This is a genomic window from Mesorhizobium amorphae CCNWGS0123 (assembly GCF_001686985.1).
Classification (GTDB): Bacteria; Pseudomonadota; Alphaproteobacteria; order Rhizobiales; family Rhizobiaceae; genus Mesorhizobium; species Mesorhizobium amorphae.
Genome location: NZ_CP015318.1, coordinates 5,322,005 through 5,348,642, shown reverse-complemented (window position 1 = coordinate 5,348,642; position 26,638 = coordinate 5,322,005). Strand labels below are relative to the sequence as shown.

The following is a 26,638-nucleotide window of genomic DNA, read 5'->3' as shown; positions in this document are numbered from 1 at the left end:
CAATGCTCATCCTGCTGACAGGCCTGCTCCTTGGGGGCACCTATACGCTCATCGCGCTCGGGCTCACGCTCCAGTACGGTGTGGCGCGGATCATGAATCTCGCCAATGGCGAGACGCTCGTTGCCGCGTGCTTCGTCACCTTTTGGCTGTATACAGGCTTCGGGATCAATCCGCTGCTGGGCCTGCTTGTGATCGGCCCCGTCGCCTTCGTCGTCAACTGGCTGATCTACACTTGGCTGATGCAGCCACTGGTGAAGCGGGCCAAGAATCGCGGCATGCTCGAGGTCGATTCGATCCTGGCGACCTTCGGGCTGCTGTTCCTGTTCCAGGGGCTGATGCTGCAGGCATTCGGCGGGTCCTACTTCAACTATGAGTTCCTCGCCCAGCCCTTCTCGATCATGGGCAACTCGTTCGGCCTGAACCGGGTGGTGGCCTTTGTCGCCGCCGCCGTGATTGCAGTGTCTCTCTACCTCTTCCTCTACCATACCGACCGCGGCACGGCGGTTCGCGCCGTCGCCGTCGATCCGCGCGCGGCACGGCTGGTGGCGATCGACGTGCGCAGGACGGCGGCCTTCGCCTTTGCCCTGGGCGGATCGATCACGGCCTGTGCCGGCACGCTGCTGTCGACCTTCTACACGTTCAACACGTCGATGGGTGTGCTGTTCACCATGAAGGCGCTGATCATCGTCATCATGGGCGGTGTCGGTGACATTCGCGGCGCGGTTCTTGCCGCTCTGGTCCTCGGCCTTACCGAGACGCTCGTCGCCAGCCTGCTCGATCCGGGGCTGACGTTGGCGGCCAACTACGCCCTTTTCATCCTCGTTCTGCTGTTCCGGCCGCAGGGCATCTTCGGAAAGCGGCCGGCGTGATGAACATCCCCCGCAATGAAATTCTGACCCTGGGAGCCGGCCTTGCCGGCGCGGCTGTGCTGGCATTTCTCCCCCTGGTCACCGAAGGGTTTTGGTTGTCGCTCAGCGTGAATATCATGCTCTATGCGGCCATATGCACGGCCTGGGCGCTGTTTTCCGGACCGACGCACCTGGTCTCGCTCGCAAGCGCCGCCTTCTTCGGCGTCGGAACCTATTCGGTCGCGATCTTTGTCGACGTCCTGCCTTTCCCCGCGCTCATTCTCATCGCGGTCGCCGCCGGCGCCTTGCTGGCCATACTGGTCGGCTTGGCGACGCTCAGGCTCTCAGGCGTCTATTTTGTGATCTTCACCCTCGGTCTTGCCGAACTGATCGGCCAGATCGTGACGTGGGTGCAGACCAATTTCGGCGGCGCAATCGGGCTGTATGTCTTCACCGATTTCACAGAGACGCATCTCTACTGGATGCTGCTCGCGCTGACGGTGGTCGTCTTCCTGACCGGGTGGCTCGTCAACAGATCCAGGCTTGGCCTGGCCTTGCGCATCATAGGCAATGACGAGGCCGTGGCGCGCCATGTCGGCGTCGATACGGCTCGCGCCAGGATCATCCTCTTCGCCGTCTCAGGGGCCTTCATTGCCGTGGCCGGCGCGATCATGGCACCCCGCTACAGCTACATCACACCGGACGCAGCGTTTAACCCGATGACGTCCTTCCTCGTGGTCATCATGGCGCTGCTCGGCGGCACACGGCGCCTGTGGGGACCGTTGGTCGGCGTTGTTCCATTCACCGTGGTGATGGACTTTATCTCGGGCCACTTCCCGAACCAGACGGCAGTGATCATGGGACTCGCATTTCTGGCGATCGTCTATGTGCTTCCCGACGGCGTAACGGGCCAGCTGGAAACCCTGTTCCGCCGCCGCTGCTCTCTCGACAAAAGCTCGCTGGCAACGACCGCCGAGGAGGGCAGATGAGCGTTCCTCTGTTGACCATCAATCAGGTACGCAAAGCCTTTGGCGGCCTTGTCGCCGTCAACGACGTGAGTTTCGAAGTTGCCAAGGGCGAGCTGTTGGGGCTGATCGGCCCGAACGGTTCGGGCAAGACCACGATGCTCAACCTGATATCTGGGGCGCTGTCGCCGACGTCAGGCAATATTCTCCTATCCGGTCAGCCCATCGCCGGGCTGCCGGCCCACAAGATCGCCCGGATCGGGGTTGCCCGAACCTTCCAACTGGTGCGCGTCCTGCCGTCGATGAGCTCGCTGGAGAACGTCGTCGCTGGCGCCGTGTTCGGGCACAACAAGGTCTGGGGCGACGAGGCGCTGACGCTGGCGCGCGATCTGCTGGAGCGGGTCGGGCTGAAGGGTCGCGAGGACGTTCCCGTCGCGGCAATGACCTATATCGACCAGAAGAGGATCGAGCTCGCCCGTGCTCTTGCGGGCAACCCTCACATCCTGCTCCTCGACGAGTGGCTCGCCGGCCTCAATCCCAGCGAGCTCAGGATCGGCATGGAGCTCATCCGCGAGATCAGCGCGCAGGGGCGGACGATCATCATGGTCGAGCATGTGATGGATGCCATCCGCTCGCTTTGCCAGCGCTGCGTGGTCATGAATTCCGGCGTGAAGATCGCCGACGGCAAGTCGGCCAGCGTGCTCGCCGACCCGGAGGTTGTCCGGGCCTATCTGGGGGACGAAGACGATGCTTGAGGTGTCCTGTCTCGGCGTCCGTTACGGACGGCACGTCGCGCTCGAAGGCGTTTCCGCACGCGTTTCCAAAGGCGAGATCTGCGTTATCCTGGGCGCCAACGGCGCTGGAAAGTCCAGCTTCCTCGCCGCCGTCGCAGGGCTTGTCGGGACGGAGCCCGGCACCAGGATCGCCATGAACGGCAAGGATGTCACGAAACTCGACGCCCATCTGATGGTGGAGGAGGGGATCGCGCTCGTTCCGGAAGGCCGAGGCATCTTTGGCGAGCTCACCGTGGTGGAGAATTTGCGGCTTGGAAGTCATGCCAGGCGCGCGAAAGCCGATGCGGGCAAGATGCTTGATTTCGTCTACGGCCTGTTCCCCCGGCTGGCCGAACGTCCTCGCCAGCTGGCGCAGACCATGTCCGGCGGCGAGCAGCAGATGGTGGCGATCGGCAGAGCGCTGATGTCCAAGCCGGACATCCTGATGCTGGACGAGCCCTCACTCGGTCTGTCGCCGCTGCTGTCCAAGGAGCTGTTCAAGTCACTGGCCATCATCGCCGCCGAAGGTTTCGGCATCCTGCTTGTCGAGCAGAACGCGCGGCTGAGCCTGAAGACCGCCGATCGCGGCTACCTGATCGAGACCGGAAGGATCGTCGGAGAAGACACCGCGCCGAATTTGCTCAGCGACCCAAAGGTCATGAGCGCCTATCTCGGCGTCTCCGCCACGACCGCCGCGCATTAGTGCTGCCGCCCGCCAAGCACAAATCCGGTCAAGGAAAGAGGATGCACCATGCGCTTGCTTGAAACCGAGATCGTCATCGACGCGCCGCCGCAGACCGTGTGGGCCGTGCTGGACGACATCGGGCGCTATTCCGAATGGAATCCGGCCTTGCCGGCGCTGCGCGGACGCACGACGGTTGGACAGGGTATCGTCGGAACGCTGCGCCAGCCCAATGTTCCCGAGCGCGAGGTCACGCCGACCATCACCCGCATCGTGGGGGCGCGGGAACTTCGCTGGCTGAGCCAGGCGCCAGGCGGCGTGTTCAGCGCGGAACACATTTTTATCCTGGAGCCGACCGGGAATGGCAGCACGCGGGTGCGCCACAACGAGATCTTCGACGGTCCGATGGCTGACGAACGGTGGCCCAGCATCGATACCAATCTGCGAACGGCCTATCTCGATTTGAACCGCGCGCTGAAGGCGCGGGCGGAGGCGCTGCGCGACGAGACGGCCGTGCTGCACCCGGCCGTCGAGCAGGATATATCTGCTTCGCCGGTCGGCGCGTTCACCGCGCGTTGCAAATGTGCCAGCGAGCCGGTGGAGATAACGGTGGATCAGGCCGTGGCGCATAATCACCTGTGCGGCTGTTCGAAATGCTGGAAGCCTGCCGGTGCCGCCTTCGCGCAGATCGCGGTCGTGCCGGCCGGTAGTATCTCCGTTGTGGCGCATGGCGACAAACTCGAGGCCGTGGACGTCACGCAGAAGATCGAACGCCACCGCTGCAAGTCCTGCGGGACGCATATGGTCGGCAAGGTGTCCGATCCGGACCACCATTTCTACGGCCTCGAATTCGTGCATCCCGAACTGGCGACAGATGAGCGCCAGCCGAAGATCGAGTTCGCGGCCTTTGTGTCTTCGCTCGTCGAGAGCGGGATGCCGGCGACCAGCATGGCCAGCGTGCGCGGCGCGCTGGCCCAGGCGGAGATTCCCGCCTATGACGCGTTCTCGCCGGAACTGATGGACATCATCGCCTGGCACAAGGTGAAGCTCGCGAAGGCGGCCAGCCAGCTAGCGGCCAGCGTATCGTGAGCCGTGAAGAACCGGCCTGTCGTCGCAGGCCGATGTCGATCGAAGTTGGAGAACATGCATGAAAACCCGCGCCGCTGTCGCTGTCGCCGCCGGAAAGCCGCTGGAGATCATGGAGGTCGACCTCGACGGCCCGCGCGATGGCGAAGTGCTGGTAGAGATCAAGGCGACCGGCATCTGCCACACCGATGAGTTCACGCTGTCAGGCGCCGATCCCGAGGGTCTCTTCCCGGCGATTCTCGGCCATGAAGGTGCCGGCGTCGTTGTCGATGTCGGCAAGGGCGTCACTTCGGTCAAGAAGGGCGACCATGTCATCCCGCTCTATACGCCGGAATGCCGGCAGTGCCCGTCTTGTCTCTCGCGCAAGACCAATCTGTGCACCGCCATCCGCGCCACGCAGGGTCAAGGCCTGATGCCGGACGGCTCGTCGCGCTTCTCGATCGGCAAGGACAAGCTGTTCCACTATATGGGCTGCTCGACCTTCTCCAACTTCACCGTGCTGCCCGAGATCGCGCTGGCCAAGGTCAATCCCGACGCTCCCTTCGACAAGATCTGCTACATCGGCTGCGGCGTCACCACCGGCATCGGCGCGGTGATCAACACCGCCAAGGTCGAGCAAGGCGCCACGGCGGTCGTCTTCGGCCTCGGCGGCATCGGCCTGAATGTCATCCAGGGCCTGAAGCTTGCCGGCGCCGACATGATCATCGGCGTCGACCTGAACAACGACAAGAAGCCCTGGGGCGAGAAGTTCGGCATGACGCATTTCGTCAATCCGAAGGAGATCGACGGCGACATCGTCCCGCACCTGGTCAACATGACCAGGCGCGGCGCCGACCAGATCGGCGGCGCCGACTACACCTTCGACTGCACCGGCAGCACCAAGGTGATGCGGCAGGCGCTGGAAGCCTCGCATCGCGGCTGGGGCAAGTCGGTCGTCATCGGCGTCGCCGGCGCCGGGCAGGAGATCTCGACCAGGCCGTTCCAGCTGGTCACCGGGCGCACCTGGATGGGCACCGCCTTCGGCGGCGCGCGCGGCCGCACCGACGTGCCGAGGATCGTCGACTGGTACATGGACGGCAAGATCCAGATCGACCCGATGATCACCCACACGCTGAAGCTCGAAGACATCAACAAGGGCTTTGACCTCATGCATGCAGGTGAGAGCATTCGCAGCGTCGTGGTCTACTGATTGGGATGAGCCATACGCGGCGTTGAAAGCTCTGTGTTCCCAAAACGGTGCTTCCCCAGCATCGGCGGACGACCTGCCGCGCAGGCATTCCGGACTATCCGTTGGTCGGTCCATCAAGCTTGCTGCAATCACAAATGCTGCGGTAGATACCCCGGCCATGGTTGGCGTTTGGCGGAGAAGGAGAGACATGCCACAACAGATGAAGCTGATTTCCGCCGCTAGATCCCATGGCGGTATCCAGGGTGTCTATTCCCACGCTTCGGATGCCTGCGCTTGCGAAATGACGTTTGCCGTTTTCGTGCCCCTCAGGCGGCGCAAGGTCCGCTGCCGGTCGTCTGGTACCTGTCAGGATTGACCTGCACCCATGCCAACGTCATGGACAAGGGCGAGTACAGGCGCATGGCCGCCGAACTCGGCCTGATCGTCGTTTGCCCTGATACCAGCCCGCGCGGGGCCGACGTTCCGGATGAAAAAGATAACTGGCAGTTCGGCTGCGGCGCGGGCTTCTATGTCGATGCGACGCAAAAACCCTACGCCGGGAACTATCGCATGTATTCCTATGTCACCGAGGAATTGCCGGCGTTGATCGCACGGGAATTTCCCGCCGACATCACGCGCCAGGCGATCTTCGGCCATTCGATGGGCGGGCATGGCGCGCTGACGATCGCGCTCAGAAATCCCGCCCGCTTCCGAAGCTGCTCGGCGTTCGCGCCGATCGTGCAGCCGACCACCGCCAACTGGTCGCGGCCGGCGTTCGAAAAGTACCTCGGAGGCGACGAAGCGGCATGGCGCGGGCATGATGCCTGCGCGCTTGTCGAGGACGGTGCGCGCTTCCCGGAATTCCTGGTCGACCAGGGCACGGCCGATGGGTTTCTCCAGGACGGTCTGCGGCCGTGGCTGTTCCAGGAGGCGTGCGACCAGGCAGGCATCAGGCTCGTCCTGCGCATGCAGGAGGGCTACGATCACTCCTACTTCTTCATTTCGACTTTCATGGACGATCATCTGCGCTGGCATGCCGAGAGGCTGTCGTCTGACCGCTAAGTTCAATACGCTCTGTTCTTCACCCGCAGGACGGTGGGTACCCACGCCCACGGGGCGACAGGTTTGATTATTTCGAAAATCCGCAGTAATCTCCGCGCTAATCCAATGCGGAGTCGTATGCATGAGCACCACCCTCAGGCCTGCCGGTGAAACACGCGCCGGGGACGTGTTGGCGCGCATGCGTAGCGACATCATCAGCTGCGCCTTGAAGCCGGGAACCAAGCTGCGCTTCGAAACGCTGAAGGAGATGTATGAAGTAAGCTTCTCCACCTTGCGCGAGGCCCTCTCCCGGCTGGTTGCCGAAGGTCTGGTTGTTGCGGAGGGGCAGCGCGGTTTCCTGGTCGCGCCGGTCTCGCTCTTTGACCTCAACGATCTGACGGATGTCCGCGTGCTCATCGAACGGCAGTGCATCAAACTGGCGATCGAACGCGGCGACGATCGCTGGGAGGCGGACATCATGGCCAATTTCCATCGTATGGATCGCCTGCAGAGCCGGCTTGGCGCGAGCTACTATCTCTCGGACGACTGGGCTGCGCTGCACAGTGCGTTCCACCTTTCGCTGGTCGTTGCATGTGGCTCGCCGAACCTGCTCGAATTCCGGCAGAAGCTCTTCGAGCGCGCCCATCGCTATCGCAGGATGTCCTCGCAGTTTCGCCCGCAATGGCGTGCAAAGGACGTCGAACACAAGATGATCATGGATCGGGTCATCGCCCGCGACACGGCCACGGCCCAGGATCTGATCGAGCGGCATATCCGCGAGACGACCGAGAATGTCATCGCTCACGCGAGCCACCTTTTCGCGCAAGGTGGTTCGGGCGAGTCATTCAAGCGTACGGATCCCGTGGCGGCGGAATAAGCCACGGCAAGTCTCACCGGCGCAATCCGCTGACGAGAGTTTCTCAATTGGCCGGAAGGAGGCGGACCGCGCCGATGCGCTCCCCTTCCCGCCATTGTGCGGAACCGAAGTGCCCGGCAGGCCAGTTGCCTGCCGGAAGGTCACCGCTGGTTTACGAACGGGCGCGCCCTTCAACTTGAATAACGAGGCTCACATCGTCGCCGATCATTCCGAGCGCGGCTTTCATACCGAAGTCGCTGCGTTTGATCGAAGTGCGCGCGCTGAAGCCGACGACGTGGCTCTTGTCCCACGGGTTTTGGCCTTCCTTGTTGAAGGTGACGTCCAGCGTGACGGGCTTGGTGACGCCGGCGATCGTCAGATCGCCGGTGATCGTGCCGGACTTGGCGTCGGCCGCCTTGAATTCGTGCCCGACAAAGGTGATCTGCGGGAACTCCGTCGCATTGAACCAGTCCGCGCCCTGGATGTCGCCATCTCGCTGGCTATTGTTGGTCGAGATCCCCGCAACTTTCACCGCAACATCGAGGCTGCTTTCCGCCGGGCGGGCAGCGTCGAACTGGAACGAGCCCGAGAATTCCTTCGCGATTCCGATCACCTGCGAGAAGCCGAGATGGTCGATGAAGAAAGCAATCCCTGAATGTACGGGATCAATATCGAATGTCCCGGCCGCTGCCCCTTCGGCGGTCAGCGGCAGCCAGGCGATGGTGGCGGCAAGCAAGGTGGCGCGTAGTAACTTCGACATGGTTGTAGTTCCTCCCTGTTGATGGTTCCGACAGTCCTCTCCCGGGTCATACCGGGAAGCTTGAGCCGTACCGCGCGATCACAGTCGCCAGGGCTGCGCCGACAGGCAGCAGGCACATCCCGGCAAATGCGGCGATTCGGACGACCTTGTTCGTGGCGCGGATCCGGCGCAGGATCGGATCGACGACAAAAGGCGTGACAAAGACCAAGGTGAACACGGCCAGCGCCAGCATGTCGGTCTTGCGCGTGATGAGCGTGACGGTTTGCGCGGCCGCGATCATGCCTCCTGCTCCTCCAAGGAGGGATGCGGAGCGGAACCCAAAATCCGGATTTGAAATGTTGGCTGTGACAATGGCGGCGATGGCGGCTGCGAAAAGCAGGCTGAGCTGGAAGCTCGAGGACGACGCTCCCAACAGCGCGATCGGCGCGAATCCGGCGCATGCGATGCCGAGGAGGGTGGCGCGCCTTGTGCCGGATTCGTCCTCGGTCGTGCCCGTCGCACCGGAAAGGCCATACATCGTCAGCAGGCCCCATAGCGCGGCAACCGCCACTTCCGGGAGTGAATCGGGCAGCCGAGACGTTCCTATATACGCGGCGGACGCGATCGGCTGGGCAAGGGCAAGCACGCGACCCAGCCCGCCACGGCCGGAGGCCTCGACCAGGACACCGAGCACCGTTCCGATCACGGCCACGAAGAAGATCTTGTTGACCGCGCCCACTGGCGGGAAAGACGGCACCTTGTTGTAGGTGAGCCAGTAGGCGACGAGGAAGGAGGCCGGCACCAGGAGGTCTGTCCAGACCCGCCCGGCGCGTAGCCAACGCAGCAATCCACCAGCGACAAGCGCCAGCAAACCCAGCGCAACCATACCCATGATCAGCGCTTCTTGCGGTGATCGCGCCAGGTCGCTCATGTCAGCAATCCCGCAGTGCTTGGGACTGTTGTTCAGGGATATCGGCGAAATTCATGGCGGTACGCATACGTCCTCCCTTCGGCTTGATCTTGAATCAGCCGGCTCCCTTATTCGATATGTTGACATACCGATTGTTTTTTAGATACTTGTTAGTATCTTAAATTATCATGCCTCTGTCAACATCGGTGGCTCCAACTGCGCGGACCGGCCGCATCTCGCCAGACAGAGGACCAAGCCGGTGCCTGCGCGCCGGAAATTTCAAGGGAGGGTATCGTCATGACCGATCTGAAAACTGCCGGCCTCGCCGATCTTCGGCTCGCGGGTGGCGCACAGGGGTTCAACTGGCTTCCCGTCTTCGTTGCCGATGAGCAGGGCCTTTTCGAAAAGCACGGCATCCGGATCATCTACAAGCGGATGGGGAGCGTCGAAAAGGCGACAGCGGCCGTTCTCGAGGGCGAAGCGGACCTGGCAATCACGCCGCCGGAGGGCGCCGTCGCTGACTTCGTCAGGGGAGGAGAGCTGCGTATCGTGGCGGCCAACGCCGTGCGCCTGCCGATGTCCATTGTGGCGCGTCCGGGCATCGGCTCGCTCGCCGAACTGAGGGGCAAGCGGGTCGGCACCTCCTCGCTGACGGAGGGCACTGCGATCTACACGCAGATCATGCTGGCCGTGGAAGGGTTGCACTATCCCGGCGACTACGAGTTTGCCTTGGCCGGCATTCACACCAAGAGGTGGGAGGCGCTGCAGGCGGGCGAGATTGACTGCGCTCCGCAGCCCGCACCATGGAACTTCCTCGCACAGGACAAGGGCTACAACCTGCTCGGCGAGGTCTGCGCCGCGATCCCCGAGATCGTCTTCACCGCCGTCATAGGAAAGGTCTCATGGCTCGGCGCTAGCCGCGACGTGGTGACCGGCTTCCTCAAGGCGCTGATCGAAGCGCATGCGGTCACCAATGAGGCGGCCAACCATGGCATCACCCTGCCCATCTTCCAGCGCATCACCACGCCCGACAGTGAATCCTTGGCACGGCGTGGGTTGGAATACATGCGAGCGATGGGCATGTGGCCGGAAGGCCTTGCCGTGCCCGACAAAGCGCTCAGGACGACGATCGACCTGATGGTCAGGGCGAACCTGCTCGATAAGTCGAAGCGCGGCGCGGCTGAAGGCGTCTTCGACAGACGCTATCTGGAGGCCGTCGCCTGATCACCAGAGGATGGTGAAATCCTCGATCCATGCGCGGCCTACCGCGAGGCGACGGCACGATGCCTGGGGGGTTCTTGCGCCCTCGTGGCCAAAGGACCCGTCGTCGCGTGGATGTCGACAGTTGCTCCTTCAGGCGGCGCGGCCGAAGCGATCGACCCTGAAATCGTCGAGCGGCGTTTCGCAACGGTCGGTCGTGATGAGTTCGGCCATGGCGTCGCCCACGCCCGGACCGAGCTGGAAGCCGTGCCCGCTGAAGCCGAAGGCGTGGAACAGACCCGGCGTCGTCGCCGAGCGTCCCATGACCGGCAGCATGTCCCGCACATAGCCCTCGCAGCCGGACCAGGTGCGGATGACCGCGACCTGCGCGATTGCCGGCAGCAGCCGCGCGACGGCGCGCAACTGCGAGGGCAGGCGCATGGGGTCGGCGGCCGCATGGCCGGGGTCGAGGTCCACCGACACCCTCTCGGCTGCGCCGCCGAAGACGATGTTGCCCCGCTCGACCTGACGCAGATAGGCGCCATGGTCCTTGTCACGCGTCCAGATGCCGACCACCGGCAGGATTCGATGCGGCAGCGGCTCGGTCACGCCCATCTGCGGGCCGCGGGCGTCGAGAGGGACCGCTTCGCCGAACTCAGCGGCGATGCGCGCGCCCCAGGCGCCGGCGGTGTTGAGCAGGCACTCGGCGGCGAACATGCCCTTTGAAGTGGCGACAAGGAAACCGGAGTCGGTCCGCTCGATCTTTTCGATCCTGGCATCCTCGACGATCGCCGCGCCAAGCTTGCGGGCGGCTTCGGCGAAGGCCGGCGCAATCAGCCGCGGATTGCCGCTGCCGTCATGCGGCGAGAACGACGCCGCGATCGCGTCGGGACCGAGGCCGGGAAACCGGGCGCGAATCTCGCTCTGTGCGAGTTCCTCCAGTTCAAGCCCCCAGGGCCGCGCCGCCTTGGCGTAGGCCCGCATGTCGGCGAGGCTATCTTCATCGAAGATCAGCCGGATATGGCCGGTAGCGCGGAATTCGACGTCGCAGCCAAGCATTTTTTCGGCATCGCCCCACAGCCTGAGCGCGCGGTGGGCCAGTGGAAGCTGGGACAGATGGCGCCCCGTGCGCCGGATGTTGCCGAAGGAGGCGACGGTTGCCCCGGTGCCGATCCGGTTGCGCTCGATCAGCGTCACACGTGCGCCGCGTCTGGCAAGGAAATAGGCCGAAGCCGTCCCCATCAGTCCGCCGCCAAGCACGATCACATCCATAGGGCCCTGCAAACAGCAACCTTTGCCTGCCCGATCTTGTCGGCGCCGCGGCATTGCGTCAAAGATGGGTTTGGACAAGAACCATAAGCTTTACCTATGGAGTGGCAATGCGAGCCCGGCAGCTCGAAGTTTTCATCGCCGTCATGCGCGCGGGTACAGTCACAGCCGCGGCGCGGATGCTGAACATCTCCCAACCTGCTTTGAGCCAGATCCTGCTCCATACCGAAGACGAACTCGGCTTCACGCTGTTCGAGCGGGTCAAGGGCCGGCTACGGCCGACCCCGGAGGCGCTTGAGATATTCGCCGATGCCGAGAGGTTGTCGGCTGGGCTGGAAGGCTTGCGCCGCAAAACCACCGACTTGCGTCTTGGCCGGACTGGGCTGGTGAGGGTCGCGGCTTCGCCACCGCCGGCCATGGCGATATTGCCGCGCGCTTTCACCCGATTCCGGGCGCAACATCCCAATATTTTGCTGCGTTCCCATATGGCGCCGATCGCCGCGATCATCGACATGCTGCGCGCCGGCGATGCCAGCGTCGGCGTGGCCATGGACGACCGCCTGCCTCCCGATATCGAGGCGGAAGTGATCGGCAGCGTCGGCTTTTCATGCCTGCTGCCCGGCGGGCATGTGTTGGCCGGGAAAACCGAGCTGACGCTCGCCGATCTCGTCGGCGAAGAATTGATATCCTATCGCGGAAACACCCGTCCCGCCGACGAACTGGCCCATGCGGCCCGCGCACATGGTGTGGCGCTTTCGCCGTTGCTCGAGATCGACGTGTCCATCTCCGCGGTCGGCTTCGTCCAGGCCGGTCTGGGTATCGCGCTCGTAGACGCGCTGCTGCCGTGGCACCAGTTTGCCGGGCTTGCCGTCAGGCCGCTCGCGGCGGGGCCGAAATTTCCGATCGCGCTGCTGACCTCGCGCACACGGGCGCTTTCACGCGCCGATGAGATGATGCGTGATGAAATTCGCGCGGCCTGTTCCGCCGTCCTGGGCGAAGACGCCACAAGGGCATAAGCAAGACTTATATCCTTGCTCGTCATACGTCTTGGACCCGGACATCCGGCTATGCCAGCTTTCGGGCGGCAGACAGGAAGGGACGCGTCATGGATGGTGGCATCGCTTGCGTGGCGGATGAAGTGCAGAGCGGGACCGACTGGAAGGTCGGCGTCGATATCGGCGGGACATTCATCGATTTCTGCGCGCTCGAAGCTTGTTCCGGACGCGTCGCCTCGCTGAAAGTGCTGACGACGCCGGAAGATCCGGGTGCTGAACTGATGACGGGTCTCAGCCTTCTGGCCGAACGCGAAGGTTTTGATGCTGCCCATATGACGCGCTTCGTGCATGGCACGACCGTCGGCATCAACACGATCATCCAGCGCAAGGGCGCGCAGCTCGCACTGTTCACCAATGCCGGCTTCGAGGATGTGATCGAACTGGCGCGGCTGCGCATGCCGGACATGTATTCGCTGTTCTGCTCGCGGCCGGACCCGCTGATCTCGCGCGACATGGTTTTCGGCATTCCGGTTCGCATGCGTGCCGATGGCAGCGAATCCCAGGCACCGGACATGGCGGCGGTGGAGAGGGCGGTGGCAGTGGCGAAAGCGAACGGGGCGCAGGGGATCATCGTCTCTTTCCTCCATTCCTGGCGCAACGCCGCGCAGGAAGCCTCCGTCAAGGCGATGATCGGGCGTCTTGCGCCCGACCTCTTCGTCTTCTCCTCGGCCGAGGTGTGGCCGGTCATCCGGGAATACGAGCGCAGCTCGACCGCCATTCTCAATGGCTATGTCCATCCGCGTGTCGCCGGCTATCTGACGGCGCTGGAAGAGCGGCTGAAGGACCGCGGCGTGCCGGCCCGCCCGATGCTGACAAAGTCGAACGGTGGGCTGATGAACGCCGCCGAAGGCAAGCGCGCCTGCGTCAACATGTTGCTGTCTGGAACGGCCTCCGGGGTCATCGGCGCCTCGTGGCTGGCGCGTCAGGCAGGGGAGGACAAGATCCTTACTCTCGACATCGGCGGAACCTCGGCCGACTTCGCGCTCATCATCGACGGCGAGCCGCAATTCGGAACCGGCGAGCTGATTGGCGAATTTCCGCTCCATATCCCCTCCGTGTCGGTGAGCTCGATCGGCGTCGGTGGCGGCTCAATCGCCAGTGTCGACGCGCAAGGGGTGCTTCGCGTCGGGCCGGAGTCGGCCGGGTCGACGCCAGGACCGGCATGCTACGGCCGTGGCGGCGAGCAGCCGTCGGTGACGGACGCCATGGTGGTGTGCGGATGGCTCGGTCACAGCGAGATGGCCTATGGCCAGCTCAGGATCGATACCGGACTGGCGCATCGTGTGGTCGGCGAGCTTGCGGCCCGGCTCGGCCGGCCGGTCGAGCAGACCGCGCAGGCGATCCTCGACATCGCGGTGTCGGAAATGTTCGTCGAGGTCGAGAAGCTCGCCTCGCGGGCCGGCGTGGACCTGCGCGATTTCACGCTGATGCCCTTCGGCGGCGGCGGTCCCATGCTCGGTGCCTTCCTTGCCCGCGAGCTCGGGATGAAGCGGGTTATGGCGCCGCGCCGCCCAGGCGTGGTGTCGGCACTGGGCGGACTGGTGGCGGATCTGCGCGGCGACTTCATTCGCACCGTCTTTACCCCGCTGTCGGGTGCGTCGCTCTTCGCGATCCGCGAGGCCTTCGAGGCACTCGCGCGCGAGGGTCGCGACTGGCTCGCGGCGCAGGGGCATGACGCGGCGGCGGAGCTCAACCTCACTTGCGACATGCGCTATGTCGGGCAGAGCTATGAAATCGAGGTCGTCCTTCTGCCGGAGTGGCTGGCTGACGGCAATGCGGCCGCCATCGCGCAGGCCTTTCATCTGACCCATGAGCAGCTCTACGATTTCCACGACCCTGACGGCGAGATCGAACTTGTGAATGTCCGGCTGTCCGCCGTAGGCGCGGGGCCGAAACTCTCCTTCCCGGAGGTCGATGCGATCGACGCCCCGGCCATTCCAACGCGCCGGCTGCGGGTCTACACGGGCGTGAGCGTCGAGACCATCGACCTCCACGACCGGCAAGTCCTCGTGCCGGGCAGCACGTTCCACGGGCCCGCCGTGGTGGTGCAGGAAGACACCACCTTTGCCATTCCCGCCGGAACCCAGGCACGGGTCGATCGCCATCTCAATCTTCTGCTGACCTTCACGGAGTGATGCCTTGTTTGACCGGACAAACCTGCAGGTTCTGGCGAACCATGCCCGCGCGGCCGCCGAGAACATGGCCCACACGCTGCACCGCACCGCGCACTCCGCCTTCGTCAAGGAGACGCAGGATTTCACCGTGATGTTGATGGACCGCTCGGGGGCGACCTTCGCCGTGCCGATGGAGCTCGGCGCCACCTGGTATCCGGGCCTTACGTATCACCGTGCGATCGCGATGGTCGACGACTACCGGCCAGGCGACGTCGCCTTCACCAACGATCCTTATTCCGGCCACGTCGCCACGCACGCGCCCGACACGCATCTGTGGAAGCCGGTCTTTGTCGATGGCGAGATCGTCGCCTGGACAGGCGGGCATATCCACAACACCGACATGGGCGGGGCGGTGCCGGCGTCACTCAGCCGGGCGCTGACCGAAATCCATCAGGAAGGCATCCGCTTTCCCCCGATGAAGCTGGTGAGGGAGGGTGTCTTCGACGAGACGATCCTGCGCATCATGAGCACCAATGTGCGCAAGCCCGACCTCAACATCGGCGACATCAAGGCGCTGGTCGGCGCGCTCAACACCGGCGAGCGCAAGATCCAGGCGATGGTGAGGAAGTTCGGCAAGGCCGGCTTCATCGAAGGCGTTTCCGCGCTTCTCGACCATGCCGAGGCGCAGGCGCGCGAGGTGCTGCGCTCCATGCCCGACGGCACATGGGGGTTCGCCGATTATGCCGACGAGGATTCGGTCGAGGCCAATCCCTGCCGGCTGAAGCTGACGCTGACGATCAAGGGCGACGAGGCAGTGCTCGACTTTACCGGCTCCGATCCGCAGCTCGGCTCCTCGCTCAACGTGCCATCAGGCGGCGACCCGCGCCACACCATGCTGCTAGTGGGCGTCTACTACGTGCTCTACACGCTCAACCCGAAGCTCCTACTCAACACGGGCCTCACCCGGCCGTTCACCTGCATCACGCCTCAAGGCTCCGTGCTGAATCCGGTGCACCCCGCTGCCGTGGGCATGCGCTCGCTCACCTGCGCCCGGCTGCGGTCGGTCATCTTCGGCGCCTTCTCGCAAGCAGTACCGGAGCGCCTGCCTGCGGCTCCAGCCGGCAACAACTGCATCGTCAACGTCATGACCACGGACGAGCGGACCAGCCGGACCATCATCACGGCGGTGAACCCAGTGGTCGGCGGCGGCGGCGCGATGCCGCATCGCGACGGGACCAACGGATCGGGCGCCGATGCCGCCTACCTCAAGAACACGCCGATCGAGATCACCGAGACCGAGACCCCGGTCGAATTCGTGAAATACGGGCTCGCCAAGGATAGCGGCGGTGCGGGGCGTTGGCGCGGCGGCCTGGCGACCGAGATGGCCTTCCGCGTCTTCGCCCCCGACTCCAGGATCACGGCGCGCAATCGCGACCGCAGCTTCTTTCGTCCCTGGGGCGTGCTGGGCGGCAAGGCGGCCGGCCTGTCGGACATGGTCGTCAATCCGGGGACCGAGCACGAGCGGCGGCTGGGCAACATCGACACTGCGGTCCTGCAGCCTGGCGACGTGCTCGATATCCGCTCCGCCGGAGGCGGCGGGCGCGGCGATCCGCATGAGCGTGAGCCCTGGCAGGTCGTGCAGGACGTGCGGCGCGGCTATGTCTCGCCGGCTGCTGCCGAACGCGACTATGGCGTCGTCATCCGCGGCGGCCAGGTCGACGAACAGGCGACGCAAAGGCTGCGCGCGCGGCAGCGGCCGGCCCCGGGCCATTTCCATTTCGGTCCGGAGCGTGAGGGCTACGAAGCGCAATGGACGCCGGCGGCCTATGACCGGCTCATCGCCATACTAAGGGACATGCCGATCCACTGGCGGTTCTTCGCCAAGACAGAGATATTCCGTCGCATGAAGGGGCGCTCGGGGCCGGAGGGCGTCCAGGCGGCGTTCGATGCGGTCTGCGAACGGTTCCCCGAACTGCCTCGTCCTGGCCCGGTGCGAGAGGCCGCGGAATGATGAAGGCCGGCCGCATCGTCCGGCTGGCCGAACGCGACCGCGCCGAGGTGAAATTCTTTCTCGACGGTGAGATTCGCTCTGCGCTTGCAGGCGACACCGTGCTGACCGCCATGCTGGCTTCAGGGCAAGTCTTGCGAAAGTCCGAGTTCGGACCCGAGCCGCGCGCCGGCTTCTGCCTGATGGGCGCCTGCCAGGATTGCTGGGTGTGGCAGGACGAGGGACCGCGTATACGGGCGTGCTCGGCACTTGTCACAGAAGGCATGCGGTTGCGCACAACCGTACGGGAGAGCTGGCCGTGAGCGAGACCTTGCCGCCGCGGATCGTGATCGTGGGCGCCGGTCCGGCCGGCATAAGGGCGGCCGCGACGCTGGTCGAGGCCGGGCTCCATCCAGTGGTGATCGACGAGGGGCAGCGCGCGGGCGGCCAGATCTATCGCCGCCCGCCGGCCGGGTTCATCCGCACGCCGCAGCAGCTCTACGGATCGGAGGCGGCGAAGGCGGACGCGCTGCATTCGCTGTTCGACCGGCTGGCGGCAGAGGGGCGGCTCACCCATTGCGCGGCGAGCTCGGTCATCGCCGTGCACGAGGGTCGGCTGCATGTGCTGGGGGAGGGCGGCGTGCAGGTGATCATCTACGACCGCCTGATCCTTGCGACCGGCGCGTCCGACCGTGTCGCTCCAGTGCCGGGCTGGCAGAGTGCCGGCGTCTACAGCCTCGGCGCGGCGCAGATCGCGCTCAAGGCGCAGGGGGTGGCGCTTGGGCGGCGGATCGTCCTGATAGGATCGGGGCCTTTGCTGACGCTGGTCGGCGCCCAACTCGTCAAGGCTGGAGCGGATGTGGCGGCGGTGCTGGACACCTCTCCCTGGCATCAGCAGATGCGGGGGCTCTTGCAGCTTGCCTCCCGGCCGTTCGTCGCATTGCGCGGTCTGGCCCTGCGGGCGAGGCTCGGCGGCCGCTACCATGCGGGCGTGACGCTCGAACGGATCGAGGCCGACGGGAAGGGCGTCACTGCGATGCGTTGGCGCGACGCCGGCGGCCGGGAACGCCTCACGCCATGCGATACGATAGGCATGGGCTGGCACCTGCGGGCGGAGACGCATCTGGCCGATCTTGTGGGCTGCGCCTTCACCTATGACGAGGAGTGGCGGCAATGGCTGCCAAAGAGCGACGAGGTGGGTCGGGCCGGCAACGGAGTCTATCTTGCGGGCGATGGGGTTCGTCTTCTGGGTGCGGACGGCGCGGAGATCGCTGGACGTCTCGCGGCGGCGGCATGCCTTGCCGATCTCGGACATCCGGAGCCTTCCGCCAGCGCCGATCTGCGAAAGCTCGCGAGGGTCGGGCGCTTTGCCCGCGGTCTGGCTTGCGCCTTTCCCTGGCCAGCGGCGATGGTGCGGGCACTCCCCGACGACGCGGTCGTCTGCCGCTGCGAGAACGTGACGGCCGGAGCCGTACGCGAGAACGCGGGTTTCGGCGAGGCCAACAGGGTGAAGTCGCTGTCACGCGTCGGCATGGGGCGATGCCAGGGGCGCTACTGCCAGTTGGCTGCCGTCGAACTCGTCGCGGCACAAGCCGGATGCACGCCTGACGCTGTCGGCCGATTTCGCGGGCAGGCGCCTGTCCGGCCGGCGCCCATCGGCGCTTTCCTGCGGGAAGGCTGATGCGATTGCGGAAGCCATCCCTGGATCAGGCCTTAGAAATCGGCAACCTTCCCCCAGACCGAAGCGTCGAAGCGCCGGGGATCATAGGATTTCGGGTCGACGATCGGTTCCGACCCGGTCACCAGATCGGCGACGAGGTGCCCGGCTCCGGGTCCGATGCCAAAACCGTGTCCCGAAAATCCGGCGGCCAGGAAGAATCCGGGAACGGAATCAATCTCGCCGATGGCGGGCACGCCGTCCGGCGTGCTGTCGATGTAGCCGGCCCAGGCCGCGCTGATCCTGGTCTTTGCGAGGTCGGGCAGGAGTTCGAGCGCCCGGGCATGGGTAAGGCGGATGGTCGCCCGATTCGGAGCCGGGTCGAGGATGCGCATGCGCTCCATCGGCGTCGGCCGGTCGAGCCGCCAGCGTTGCAGCGTTTCGTGGCCGGAGCGCATACCCTGCAGCCCACCGGGCGCGAGGCTGCGCCAGCGCTTCAGGAACATCGGCAGGAACTGCGACGAGAAACGCAGCTGCTGCGGGGTCACATCCACGCGGCCGCGTCCGCTTATGGCGAGCGTGTAGCCGCCGTCGCTGCGACGCGTGGCCGAGATCCTTGCCGTGTGCAGCGCATCCGGCAGGCCCTCGGCGCCGGGCGAGACGGACAGGATGGAGGAACGGATCGACGCCTGCGGAAAGCGGAAACCGAACTGCCGGCAAAAGGAGGAGGCCCAGGCGCCGCCGGCCAGGATAGCCAGCTTGGTCCGGATGGTTCCGCCTTCGGTGACCACGCCGCTCAGGCGACCGCCCTCCGTCTCGATACCGCGTGCGGCGCAACTCTGGTGCAGGGTGCCGCCGAGCTTGAGGATGGCGCGAGCGACCGAGGGCGCTGCGCGCGACGGGTCGGCGGTGCCGTCGCTCGGCGAGAAGACGCCGCCCTTCCAGGTCCGGCCCGTGGCGCGGCCTCGCTCGCTGGCCCCGGTGCTGTCGAGCATGTGGGTGGTGACGCCCGCCGTTTTGGCGAAATCACGCCAGCGCGCCCAGCCGGCCAGTTCCGCCTCGTCATTGCTGAGGTAGAGCAGGCCGCAGCGGCGAAAGCCGGTGTCCTCGCCGGTTTCCGTCGCGAAGCTGTCCCACAGATCGAGGCTGCGGGTTGCCATCGGCAGCTCGCGCGCGTCTCGGTTCTGCTGCCGGCACCAGCCCCAATTCCGGGAGGACTGTTCGGCGCCGATGCGACCTTTTTCGACAAGCGCGACCTTCATGCCGCGCCTGGCCAGATAGTAGGCAGTGAAGACGCCGACAATGCCGCCGCCGATCACCACGGCGTCCGCGGACCGTGGCAGTTCGCCAGATGTCTCGATGTGCTGCAGCGGTGCGCGCATGGTCCCTCTACCTTGAAGCGTCAATCTAGCGCGTTGCGCAGGCAGCCGCTGCTGCAGTTGAAGCCGAAGCAGAATTTTATTTCGGAAGCCCTGTTAAAAACGGGAGTGCCTGCGTTTCAAAGCGGTATCCATTCGGATGGACAGGCCAGCGGGCTGTGGTAGTGTCGATGGAAATTAGTAGGACAGCATTTTGTGCTGTGGCATGCGTTCTTCGGAGACGGTCATGAAACTGGATCGGATCGACATCAAGATTCTTCACGAATTGCAGAAGAACGGCCGCATCACCAATGTGGAACTGGCCGATCTGGTGCACCTGTCGCCAAGCCCGTGCCTGATGCGGGTCAAGAAACTGCAGTCGGAAGGCTACATCGAAGGCTATTCCGCGCAGATCAACATCGGCAAGCTTGGCCAGACGCTGACTGTGTTCACCGAAATCACCTTGAAGAACCACCGCCAACTGGACTTCGCCCGCTTTCTCGCGGTCGTCGAGAAGATCGATCAGGTCATCGAATGCCACCTCGTGTCGGGCGGATACGACTATCTGATGAAATTCGTGACCGCAGGCATCGGCGAGTACCAGACCATCATGGAGCGGCTGACCGACATGGATATCGGCATCGACAAGTATTTCAGCTTCGTGGTGCTGAAGTCGCCCATCGTCAAGGCGCACATGCCGCTGCCCAGCCTGTTTCCGATGTAGGCGCCCGCGCTTCGTTCGCTCTATGGATCCGTTTCAAAGCAATTCCGGACGGAAAAGCGCCACAGGGCTTTCCTGGAGTAGCTCTCAGCGATGGCCGTACTGGCTGACGAGCTCGGGGTCTCGGACGAGGCCGTCGAGCCAGGTCGGGTCGAGCTTCGGCACTGAGGAGAACAGAAGCTTGGAATAGGGGTGGGTGGGCGCCTTCAGCTTGTCGGGTGTGATCTGCTCCACCCGCTCCCCGTTGTACATGACCATGATCTCGTCGCAGATAGCCTCGACGACGGAGAGGTCGTGGCTGATGAAGATGTAGGAGAGTCCCAGTTCGCGCTGCAGCTCCTTGAGCAGCTCGATCACGGCGGACGCCACCACCGTATCGAGCGCCGAGGTGATTTCGTCACAGATGATGAGCTTGGGGTTGGCCGCCAGGGCGCGCGCGAAGTTCACCCGCTGCTTCTGGCCGCCAGAGAGCTCCGATGGGTGCCGGTAGCGCAGCGTTCTCGGCAGGCGCACCATATCGAGCAACTCGTCGACGCGCTTCGAGCGCGCCTGCCTGTCTAGCCGGTGATAGAAGGCCAGCGGGCGGGAGATGATGTCCTCCACCGGCTTGGCCGGATTGAGCGCGGTATCGGCGTACTGGAACACGATCTGCATCTCGCGCAGTTGCTCCTGGCTGCGTTTCCTGGCGGCACGCTGCAGTTCCTTGCCGTCGAAGACGATGTCGCCTGCCGCCGCCGGATGGATGCCGGCGATGACGCGCGCCAGTGTCGATTTTCCGCAGCCGGATTCGCCGATGACGCCGAGATTGCGCCCCTTCTCGACGACCAGGCTGACGGAATCGACCGCACGGATGAGCGGCAGTCCGTCAGCCCGCACCGCGCCATAACCTGCCGTCACATTGTCGATGCGCAGCAGCTGCTTTGTCCCGGCGTCCGCGTCCGCATGCGCTTGCCGCGGCTTCGGTTCGAAGGCGGCCAGCAGTTCGCGCGTGTAGGGATGTTGGGCAGCCGAAAGGATAGCCGCCGTGGTGCCGGTCTCCTGCACTTCGCCGCCTTTCAGCACCACGATGCGGTCGGCGATCTGGGCAACGACCGCGAGGTCGTGGGAGACATAGACACCCGCTACCCCGCCCGCCCGCATGACCGACTTGAAGGCCTTCAAGACGTCGATCTGCGTCGTCACGTCGAGTGCCGTCGTCGGCTCGTCGAAGATGACCAGCTTGGGATCGCTGATGAGCGCCATGGCCGCCGACAGCCGCTGCAACTGCCCGCCCGAAACCTGGTGCGGATAACGGGCGCCGATTCCTTCCGGATCCGGCAGCGACAACGCCCTGAACAGCTCGACCGCGCGCTGGCGGGCCCGCTCTGCCGGCATCAGTCTGTGGATCCGTGTGACCTCGATGACCTGCTCCATGATCGTGGATGAGGGGTTGAAGGAGGCAGCGGCACTTTGCGGAACATAGGCGATGTCGGTGCCGCGCAGCCTGGCGCGTTCCTTTTCGGACAGGGCAGCCATGTTCCTGCCGCTAACATTGATCTCGCCGCCGGTGATCCGGCAGCCGGGACGCGCATAGCCCATGAGCGAAAGCGCCACCGTCGTCTTGCCGGAGCCGCTTTCGCCGATCAGGGCGACGATCTCGCCGTCGGCGATGTCGAGGCTGACGCCTTTGATGATTTCGACAAGCCGTCCGGCGTCGGTCTTCGCCTCGATCCGCAGGTTCCTGACCTCGACGAGATTGCTCATGCGTCCCGGTCCCTGATTTTCTGCGGCAGGTTGTCGATCAGCAGATTGACGCTGATGGTGAGGCTGGCGATGGCCAGCGAGGGCACGATGACGGCGGGGGCCGCGAACGGCAGGCCGCCGATGTTCTCGCGCACCAGCGCGCCCCAGTCGGCGAGCGGCGGCTGGAGACCTAGCCCCAGGAAGGACAGGCCGGAGAGCAAAAGCACAATGAAGACGAAGCGCAGGCCGAAGTCGGCCAGCACCGGGCGGATGATGTTGGGCAGGATCTCGGACCCGATGAGGTAGGCGGTGCTCTCGCCACGGACACGGGCGACGGTGATGAAGTCCATGGTGTTGATGTTGACGGCGAGCGCCCGGGCGAAGCGATAGGCGCCGGGGGTGTAGATGACGGCGAGCGTCAGGATCAGCACCGGGATCGACGAGCCGACCGCAGCGACGACCACAAGGCCGAACAGCTTGCTGGGGATGGAGTTCATGGCGTCCAGGAAGCGGCTGAGGCAGGTGTCGAGCCAGCCACCGGTGACGGCCGCGATCATCCCCAGCACGACGCCCGAAAAACAGGCGATGGAGACGGCGGCGAGCGATATGCCGACGGTGTAGCGGGCGCCCATCAGAACTCGCGAGAGCATATCACGCCCCAGATAGTCCGAGCCGAGCCACAGTCCCTGGCGCATCGGGCCGAAATAGTCGTCGTCGACAATGTCGCCGATCGAATGGGGAATGACGTAGGGCGCCAAGATCGCGACGAGCGTCCAAGCCAGGATGACCAGCGCGGCCACGACGCCCACGAGGCTGTAGCTATGGCCCAGGAAGGACCGTCGGGAGGTTGTCGCGCGCGCCATCGTCATCTGAGCCTCGGGTTGGACATGATGGCGACGATGTCGGCGGCTGTGATGAGGAAGAGATAGCCGAGGCAGAAGATCATCGCGCAGCTCTGGATCAGCGGCAGGTCGCGGGTCGCGACGGCATCGACCATCAGCTTGGCGATGCCGGGATAGTTGAAGATCGTCTCGACGATGATGACGCCGCCGACCAGGTAGGACAGCGAAAGCGCGACCGCATTGACGATCGGCCCGAGCGCGTTGGGGAGCGCGTGCCTCAGCACCATGCGGCTGCGCGAAGCGCCTTTGAGAAGCGCCATCTCGACATAAGGCGTGGAGAGCGTTTCGATCACCGCGGCGCGGGTCATGCGGATCATCTGCGCGGAGATGACGAAGGTGAGCGTGATCACCGGCATCGCATAGATGCGCACGAGATCGGTCAGCGAATGCGCTTCATTGACCGAGGACAATGCCGGGAGCCATTTGAGATAGACAGCGAAAAGCAGGACGGCGAGGGTCGCGACCATGAATTCCGGCACCGAGATGACACCGATCGAGAGAACAGTGACGGTGCGGTCGTAGACGGAGCCGCGCAGCATCGCGGCGGTGATACCGAGCGTCAGCGCCAGCGGCACCGAGAGCAGCGTGGTGATGCCGGCGAGCTTCATGGTGTTGAGCAGGCGCCCGCCGATCAGTGTCGCGACCGGCATCTCGTTGGCGTAGGAGGTGCCGAGGTCGCCATGAAGCAGGCCAAGAAGCCAGCGCAGGAAGCGCAGGATTGCTGGATCGTTGAGATGCATGGCCTCGCGCAGGCCGGCAACGGCTTCGGGAGTCGCCGCCTGGCCGAGCAGGATCGATGCGGTGTCGCCAGGCAGCATGCTGGTGGCGAAAAACACGGCGAACATGACGATCAAAAGCGTGACGGCTGCGATCCCCAGCCGCTTCAGCACTAGGTTTAGAACCCCAGACTTCATGGAAGCGCTCCTGCGGTTGCGTCGGGCCAACAATCTTGCGCAAGGCAGTACCGGGGACCGGCTGACCGGCCCCCGGCAGGCACCTCTAGGCTTCGAGCCAGAGATATTCCGCCATTGCGTAGCCCATCATGCCACCGAGCGGGTTCGCCTCCAAACCCTTCACTTTGCTGGAGAGGGCGTCCACGTTGGAAATGTAGGCCGGGATGATGGTACCGGCCTCCTCGGAGATCATGGTCTGCATCTGGCCGTAGATTTCCTTGCGCTTGGCCTGATCGAGCGAGCCGCGCGCTTCGATCATCATCTTGTCGAACTTCTCGGACTTGTACTGGCTTTCGTTCCAGGGCGCGTTGGAAGCGTAGAGGAGCGAGAACAGGATGTCGGGCGTCGGACGCGGATTGATGTTGCCGAAATGGACCGGCGCCTTGAGCCAGTAATTGTCCCAGTAGCCGTCGGACGGGACGCGCTGGACGTCAAGCTTCATGCCGATTTCGGCGCCGGCGGCCTGGATGATCATGGCCATGTCGATCGACGAGGTCGCGGCGTCGGAGGCAATCACCGGGATGGACTGGCCAAGCAGGCCCGCCTTCTGGAAGTGGAACTTCGCCTTGTCCGGGTCGAAAGCCTTCGGCTTGAGATCGGCATTGTGGAAAATATTTGCCGGCGAGACAGGCTGGTCGTTGCCGATTTCGCCGAGGCCGCGCAATGCCGATTTGACGATCTGCTCGCGATTGACGAGATACTTCATGCCGGCCACGAAGTCGGCCTTGCTGCCCGGATCCATGTCGAGCCGGATGTTGAGGTCCGTGTAGTTGCCCGAGGTCGTTTTCGACAGCTCGAAGCCCTGCTGGCCGCCGATGAGCTTCATCGCGCGCGGATTGATCGCGGCCGCAAAATTGATGTCGCCGGACAGCAGCGCGTTGACGCGGGCGCTGTCGTCGCTGATGGCGATGAACTCGAAGGAGTCGAGATGGGGCTTGCCCGACTTCCAGTAGTTCTTGTTCTTGGTGACAACCGACCGGACGCCCGGTTCGAATGTCTCGAGCACGAAGGCGCCGGTGCCATTGCCCTTGGAGAAGTCCGTGGTGCCGTTCTGGACGATCATGAAGTGATGCAGCGCCAGGATGGTCGGCAGGTCGGCATTCGGGTCGGCGAGCGTGATTTCGACGGTCGATTTGTCGACCGCCTTGAAGCCGGACATCTGGGCGGCGATCTTGGCGACCTTGGAACCGACCGCCGGATCAAGATGGCGCTTCAGCGAGTAGACGACGTCGTCGGCGGTGAGATCCTTGCCGTCGTGGAAGGTGACGCCCTTGCGCAGCTTCACGGTCCAGGTCTTGGCGTCCTTGCTGTCGAAGCTCTCGGCCAGCTCCATCTGCGTGACGCCATCCTTGTCGAGGAAAGTCAGGCGGTTGTAGAGCGAGCAGCAGCGGACATAGTCGGTGGAGAGCGACGCCTTTGCAGGATCGAGCGTGTCGGCGGTCGAGGACGACCAGCCGGCCGCCTTGAAATTTCCGCCTGAAACTGGCTCGGCCGCGACGGCCTGGGTGGCATGGCCGAGCACCACGCTGCCCGCGGCAACCGCGGCGCCGCCGGCCAACAGCATCTTGAGGAGTTCGCGGCGGCTCGCGCCCCGCCGGATGGCGTTTTCGACCATGGCATCGTCTGCGCTGGTCCAGTTCGTGATCTTGTCGGTCATGTTATTCCCCTTTCTGTTTGTTTGGTCGGGATGCTCGTCTTGTTGCGGCTTTCCGGGCTTGGGCTCAGGTTCGTTCCTTCAGGCTTTCCCGCACGGCCGTCGCCAACGCGGCCATTGAGGTGAAGTGGTGGTCCGGCACGGTGAAGCGTTCGGGCTCGATCGTGCCGCCATAACCCTTCTGGGCATGCCGGCGCTCGATCCAGCAGTTGGTCAGGCCAAGTGTCCGGGAAATGCCGATGTCGTGATACTGGCTTTGCGCGACGTGCAGGATGTCGTCCTTGCTGTCGCCCCGGGCGGCGACGAAATCGAAAACCTTCTGGAAGAAGGCCGGGTCCGGTTTCTCCGTGCCGGTGTCGTCGGCGGTGAAGGTGGCAAAGAAGGGCGATCCGAGTTGCTTCTCGAAATGATCAAGCGCCCAGCGCCGGGCATTGGTCATGGCAATCAGTTTGTGGGATTTCGCAAGCTCGGCCAATGCCGCCGCGCTGTCGGGAAAGCCTTGCCAGGCGCCGGCGGAGTCCCGCAGGCGGACGCCGTATTTCTCCTCGGCCGGCAGGCCGAGTTGCGGCGCGATGACCATGTAGACACGTACGAGATCGTCAGGGAACAGCCCCGCATCGGGCATGTAGCGGGCCTGCCGGTACAGGGCCAGCGCGGCTTCGCCATCGATGGAGACGCCAGCGTCGGCGGCAACCCCGGCAAGGCAAGTCGTGATGCCACCCTCGAAGTCGATCAGCGTACCGACGACGTCGAAGGTCATGTATTTGAACTCGCTAAAGCCCCTGGCCAAGACTGGCTCTCCTCTGCGCGCGGTCGAATTGCATGGTGCTGAACAGAACAAAATTCCGTGCTGTCCGGGGCGTCGACCTTTTCAAAAGCTCGAAAATTCGGGCCTTCTGGCCTTGTCTTAAGAGCAGTCTGGCACTTCCCCCGCGCTGGATTCGCCGAAAAGGCGCAGGGCTGCGGCACAAAATTGCG

General features: G+C 64.4%; 23 protein-coding genes and 1 pseudogene. 15 read left to right on the top strand and 9 right to left on the bottom strand.

Going from position 1 to position 26,638, the window contains the following annotated elements:
* Positions 1-2 precede the first annotated feature (2 nt).
* The 8 genes and pseudogenes from A6B35_RS25090 to A6B35_RS25055 all read left to right on the top strand — a co-directional run bounded on the left by A6B35_RS25090 (position 3) and on the right by A6B35_RS25055 (position 7,440).
* Positions 3-869 carry a branched-chain amino acid ABC transporter permease gene (locus tag A6B35_RS25090; RefSeq protein WP_006201806.1) on the top strand — a complete coding sequence of 289 codons (867 nt, stop codon included), beginning with the start codon at positions 3-5 and terminating at the stop codon, positions 867-869.
* A complete protein-coding gene (locus A6B35_RS25085; protein WP_006201807.1) occupies positions 869-1,837 on the top strand; it encodes a branched-chain amino acid ABC transporter permease in 969 nt (322 codons plus the stop codon). The genes A6B35_RS25090 and A6B35_RS25085 overlap by 1 nt, the downstream gene beginning before the upstream one ends.
* The gene (locus tag A6B35_RS25080; protein WP_006201808.1) at positions 1,834-2,568 is read left to right on the top strand and encodes an ABC transporter ATP-binding protein; all 735 of its coding nucleotides are present in this window, start codon (positions 1,834-1,836) and stop codon (positions 2,566-2,568) included. Before A6B35_RS25085 ends, A6B35_RS25080 begins: the two co-directional genes overlap by 4 nt.
* On the top strand, positions 2,561-3,289 hold the full coding sequence (locus tag A6B35_RS25075; RefSeq protein WP_006201809.1) for an ABC transporter ATP-binding protein: 729 nt from the start codon (positions 2,561-2,563) through the stop codon (positions 3,287-3,289). Before A6B35_RS25080 ends, A6B35_RS25075 begins: the two co-directional genes overlap by 8 nt.
* 48 nt (positions 3,290-3,337) lie before the next feature.
* Entirely contained in the window at positions 3,338-4,357 is a 1,020-nt protein-coding gene (locus tag A6B35_RS34700; protein ID WP_006201810.1) for an SRPBCC family protein, read from the top strand.
* A gap of 58 nt (positions 4,358-4,415) precedes the next feature.
* The gene (locus A6B35_RS25065; RefSeq protein WP_065518273.1) at positions 4,416-5,543 is read left to right on the top strand and encodes an S-(hydroxymethyl)glutathione dehydrogenase/class III alcohol dehydrogenase; all 1,128 of its coding nucleotides are present in this window, start codon (positions 4,416-4,418) and stop codon (positions 5,541-5,543) included.
* Positions 5,544-5,730: 187 nt separating this feature from the next.
* Positions 5,731-6,584: pseudogene (gene fghA / locus A6B35_RS25060) on the top strand (S-formylglutathione hydrolase).
* Between the two features lie 121 nt (positions 6,585-6,705).
* The gene (locus A6B35_RS25055; protein WP_006206828.1) at positions 6,706-7,440 is read left to right on the top strand and encodes an FCD domain-containing protein; all 735 of its coding nucleotides are present in this window, start codon (positions 6,706-6,708) and stop codon (positions 7,438-7,440) included.
* A gap of 151 nt (positions 7,441-7,591) precedes the next feature.
* On the opposite strand, the gene A6B35_RS25050 is transcribed toward A6B35_RS25055, so the two are convergent.
* Entirely contained in the window at positions 7,592-8,155 is a 564-nt protein-coding gene (locus A6B35_RS25050; protein WP_244426142.1) for a YceI family protein, read from the bottom strand.
* Between the two features lie 70 nt (positions 8,156-8,225).
* The gene (locus A6B35_RS25045; RefSeq protein ID WP_006206826.1) at positions 8,226-9,089 is read right to left on the bottom strand and encodes a hypothetical protein; all 864 of its coding nucleotides are present in this window, start codon (positions 9,087-9,089) and stop codon (positions 8,226-8,228) included.
* Positions 9,090-9,365: 276 nt separating this feature from the next.
* Between A6B35_RS25045 and A6B35_RS25040 the strand changes: the two genes are divergently transcribed.
* Positions 9,366-10,292, top strand: coding sequence for an ABC transporter substrate-binding protein (locus A6B35_RS25040; RefSeq protein WP_006206825.1), 927 nt, complete (start codon positions 9,366-9,368; stop codon positions 10,290-10,292).
* 129 nt (positions 10,293-10,421) lie between these two features.
* Here A6B35_RS25040 and A6B35_RS25035 read toward each other — a convergent pair whose 3' ends face one another.
* Positions 10,422-11,540 carry an NAD(P)/FAD-dependent oxidoreductase gene (locus A6B35_RS25035; RefSeq protein WP_065518272.1) on the bottom strand — a complete coding sequence of 373 codons (1,119 nt, stop codon included), beginning with the start codon at positions 11,538-11,540 and terminating at the stop codon, positions 10,422-10,424.
* A 107-nt stretch (positions 11,541-11,647) separates the two neighbouring features.
* Between A6B35_RS25035 and A6B35_RS25030 the strand changes: the two genes are divergently transcribed.
* The 5 genes from A6B35_RS25030 to A6B35_RS25010 all read left to right on the top strand — a co-directional run bounded on the left by A6B35_RS25030 (position 11,648) and on the right by A6B35_RS25010 (position 18,374).
* On the top strand, positions 11,648-12,553 hold the full coding sequence (locus A6B35_RS25030) for a LysR family transcriptional regulator (RefSeq protein ID WP_006206823.1): 906 nt from the start codon (positions 11,648-11,650) through the stop codon (positions 12,551-12,553).
* Positions 12,554-12,642: 89 nt separating this feature from the next.
* Positions 12,643-14,727, top strand: coding sequence for a hydantoinase/oxoprolinase family protein (locus A6B35_RS25025; protein WP_006206822.1), 2,085 nt, complete (start codon positions 12,643-12,645; stop codon positions 14,725-14,727).
* A 4-nt stretch (positions 14,728-14,731) separates the two neighbouring features.
* Complete coding sequence (locus A6B35_RS25020) at positions 14,732-16,717, top strand: hydantoinase B/oxoprolinase family protein (protein WP_006206821.1); 1,986 nt, start codon at positions 14,732-14,734, stop codon at positions 16,715-16,717.
* Positions 16,714-17,016, top strand: a complete 303-nt coding sequence (locus A6B35_RS25015; RefSeq protein ID WP_006206820.1) for a (2Fe-2S)-binding protein — start codon at positions 16,714-16,716, stop codon at positions 17,014-17,016. Before A6B35_RS25020 ends, A6B35_RS25015 begins: the two co-directional genes overlap by 4 nt.
* Positions 17,013-18,374, top strand: a complete 1,362-nt coding sequence (locus tag A6B35_RS25010) for an FAD/NAD(P)-dependent oxidoreductase (RefSeq protein ID WP_006206819.1) — start codon at positions 17,013-17,015, stop codon at positions 18,372-18,374. The genes A6B35_RS25015 and A6B35_RS25010 overlap by 4 nt, the downstream gene beginning before the upstream one ends.
* Positions 18,375-18,406: 32 nt before the next feature.
* Here the strand turns inward: A6B35_RS25010 and A6B35_RS25005 are convergent, their stop codons facing one another.
* Positions 18,407-19,732, bottom strand: a complete 1,326-nt coding sequence (locus A6B35_RS25005) for an NAD(P)/FAD-dependent oxidoreductase (RefSeq protein ID WP_006206818.1) — start codon at positions 19,730-19,732, stop codon at positions 18,407-18,409.
* 223 nt (positions 19,733-19,955) lie between these two features.
* On the opposite strand from A6B35_RS25005, the gene A6B35_RS25000 reads away from it, so the two are divergent.
* Positions 19,956-20,432, top strand: coding sequence for an Lrp/AsnC family transcriptional regulator (locus tag A6B35_RS25000; protein WP_006206817.1), 477 nt, complete (start codon positions 19,956-19,958; stop codon positions 20,430-20,432).
* A gap of 84 nt (positions 20,433-20,516) precedes the next feature.
* Here A6B35_RS25000 and A6B35_RS24995 read toward each other — a convergent pair whose 3' ends face one another.
* From A6B35_RS24995 to A6B35_RS24975, 5 genes are all read right to left on the bottom strand, one after another.
* Positions 20,517-22,172, bottom strand: coding sequence for an ABC transporter ATP-binding protein (locus A6B35_RS24995; protein ID WP_006206816.1), 1,656 nt, complete (start codon positions 22,170-22,172; stop codon positions 20,517-20,519).
* Entirely contained in the window at positions 22,169-23,020 is an 852-nt protein-coding gene (locus A6B35_RS24990) for an ABC transporter permease (RefSeq protein WP_006206815.1), read from the bottom strand. The genes A6B35_RS24995 and A6B35_RS24990 overlap by 4 nt, the downstream gene beginning before the upstream one ends.
* Complete coding sequence (locus A6B35_RS24985) at positions 23,017-23,967, bottom strand: ABC transporter permease (protein WP_006206814.1); 951 nt, start codon at positions 23,965-23,967, stop codon at positions 23,017-23,019. The genes A6B35_RS24990 and A6B35_RS24985 overlap by 4 nt, the downstream gene beginning before the upstream one ends.
* 85 nt (positions 23,968-24,052) lie before the next feature.
* Positions 24,053-25,663, bottom strand: a complete 1,611-nt coding sequence (locus tag A6B35_RS24980; protein ID WP_006206813.1) for an ABC transporter substrate-binding protein — start codon at positions 25,661-25,663, stop codon at positions 24,053-24,055.
* A gap of 64 nt (positions 25,664-25,727) precedes the next feature.
* Positions 25,728-26,420 carry an HAD-IA family hydrolase gene (locus tag A6B35_RS24975; protein ID WP_425277690.1) on the bottom strand — a complete coding sequence of 231 codons (693 nt, stop codon included), beginning with the start codon at positions 26,418-26,420 and terminating at the stop codon, positions 25,728-25,730.
* Positions 26,421-26,638: the final 218 nt, after the last annotated feature.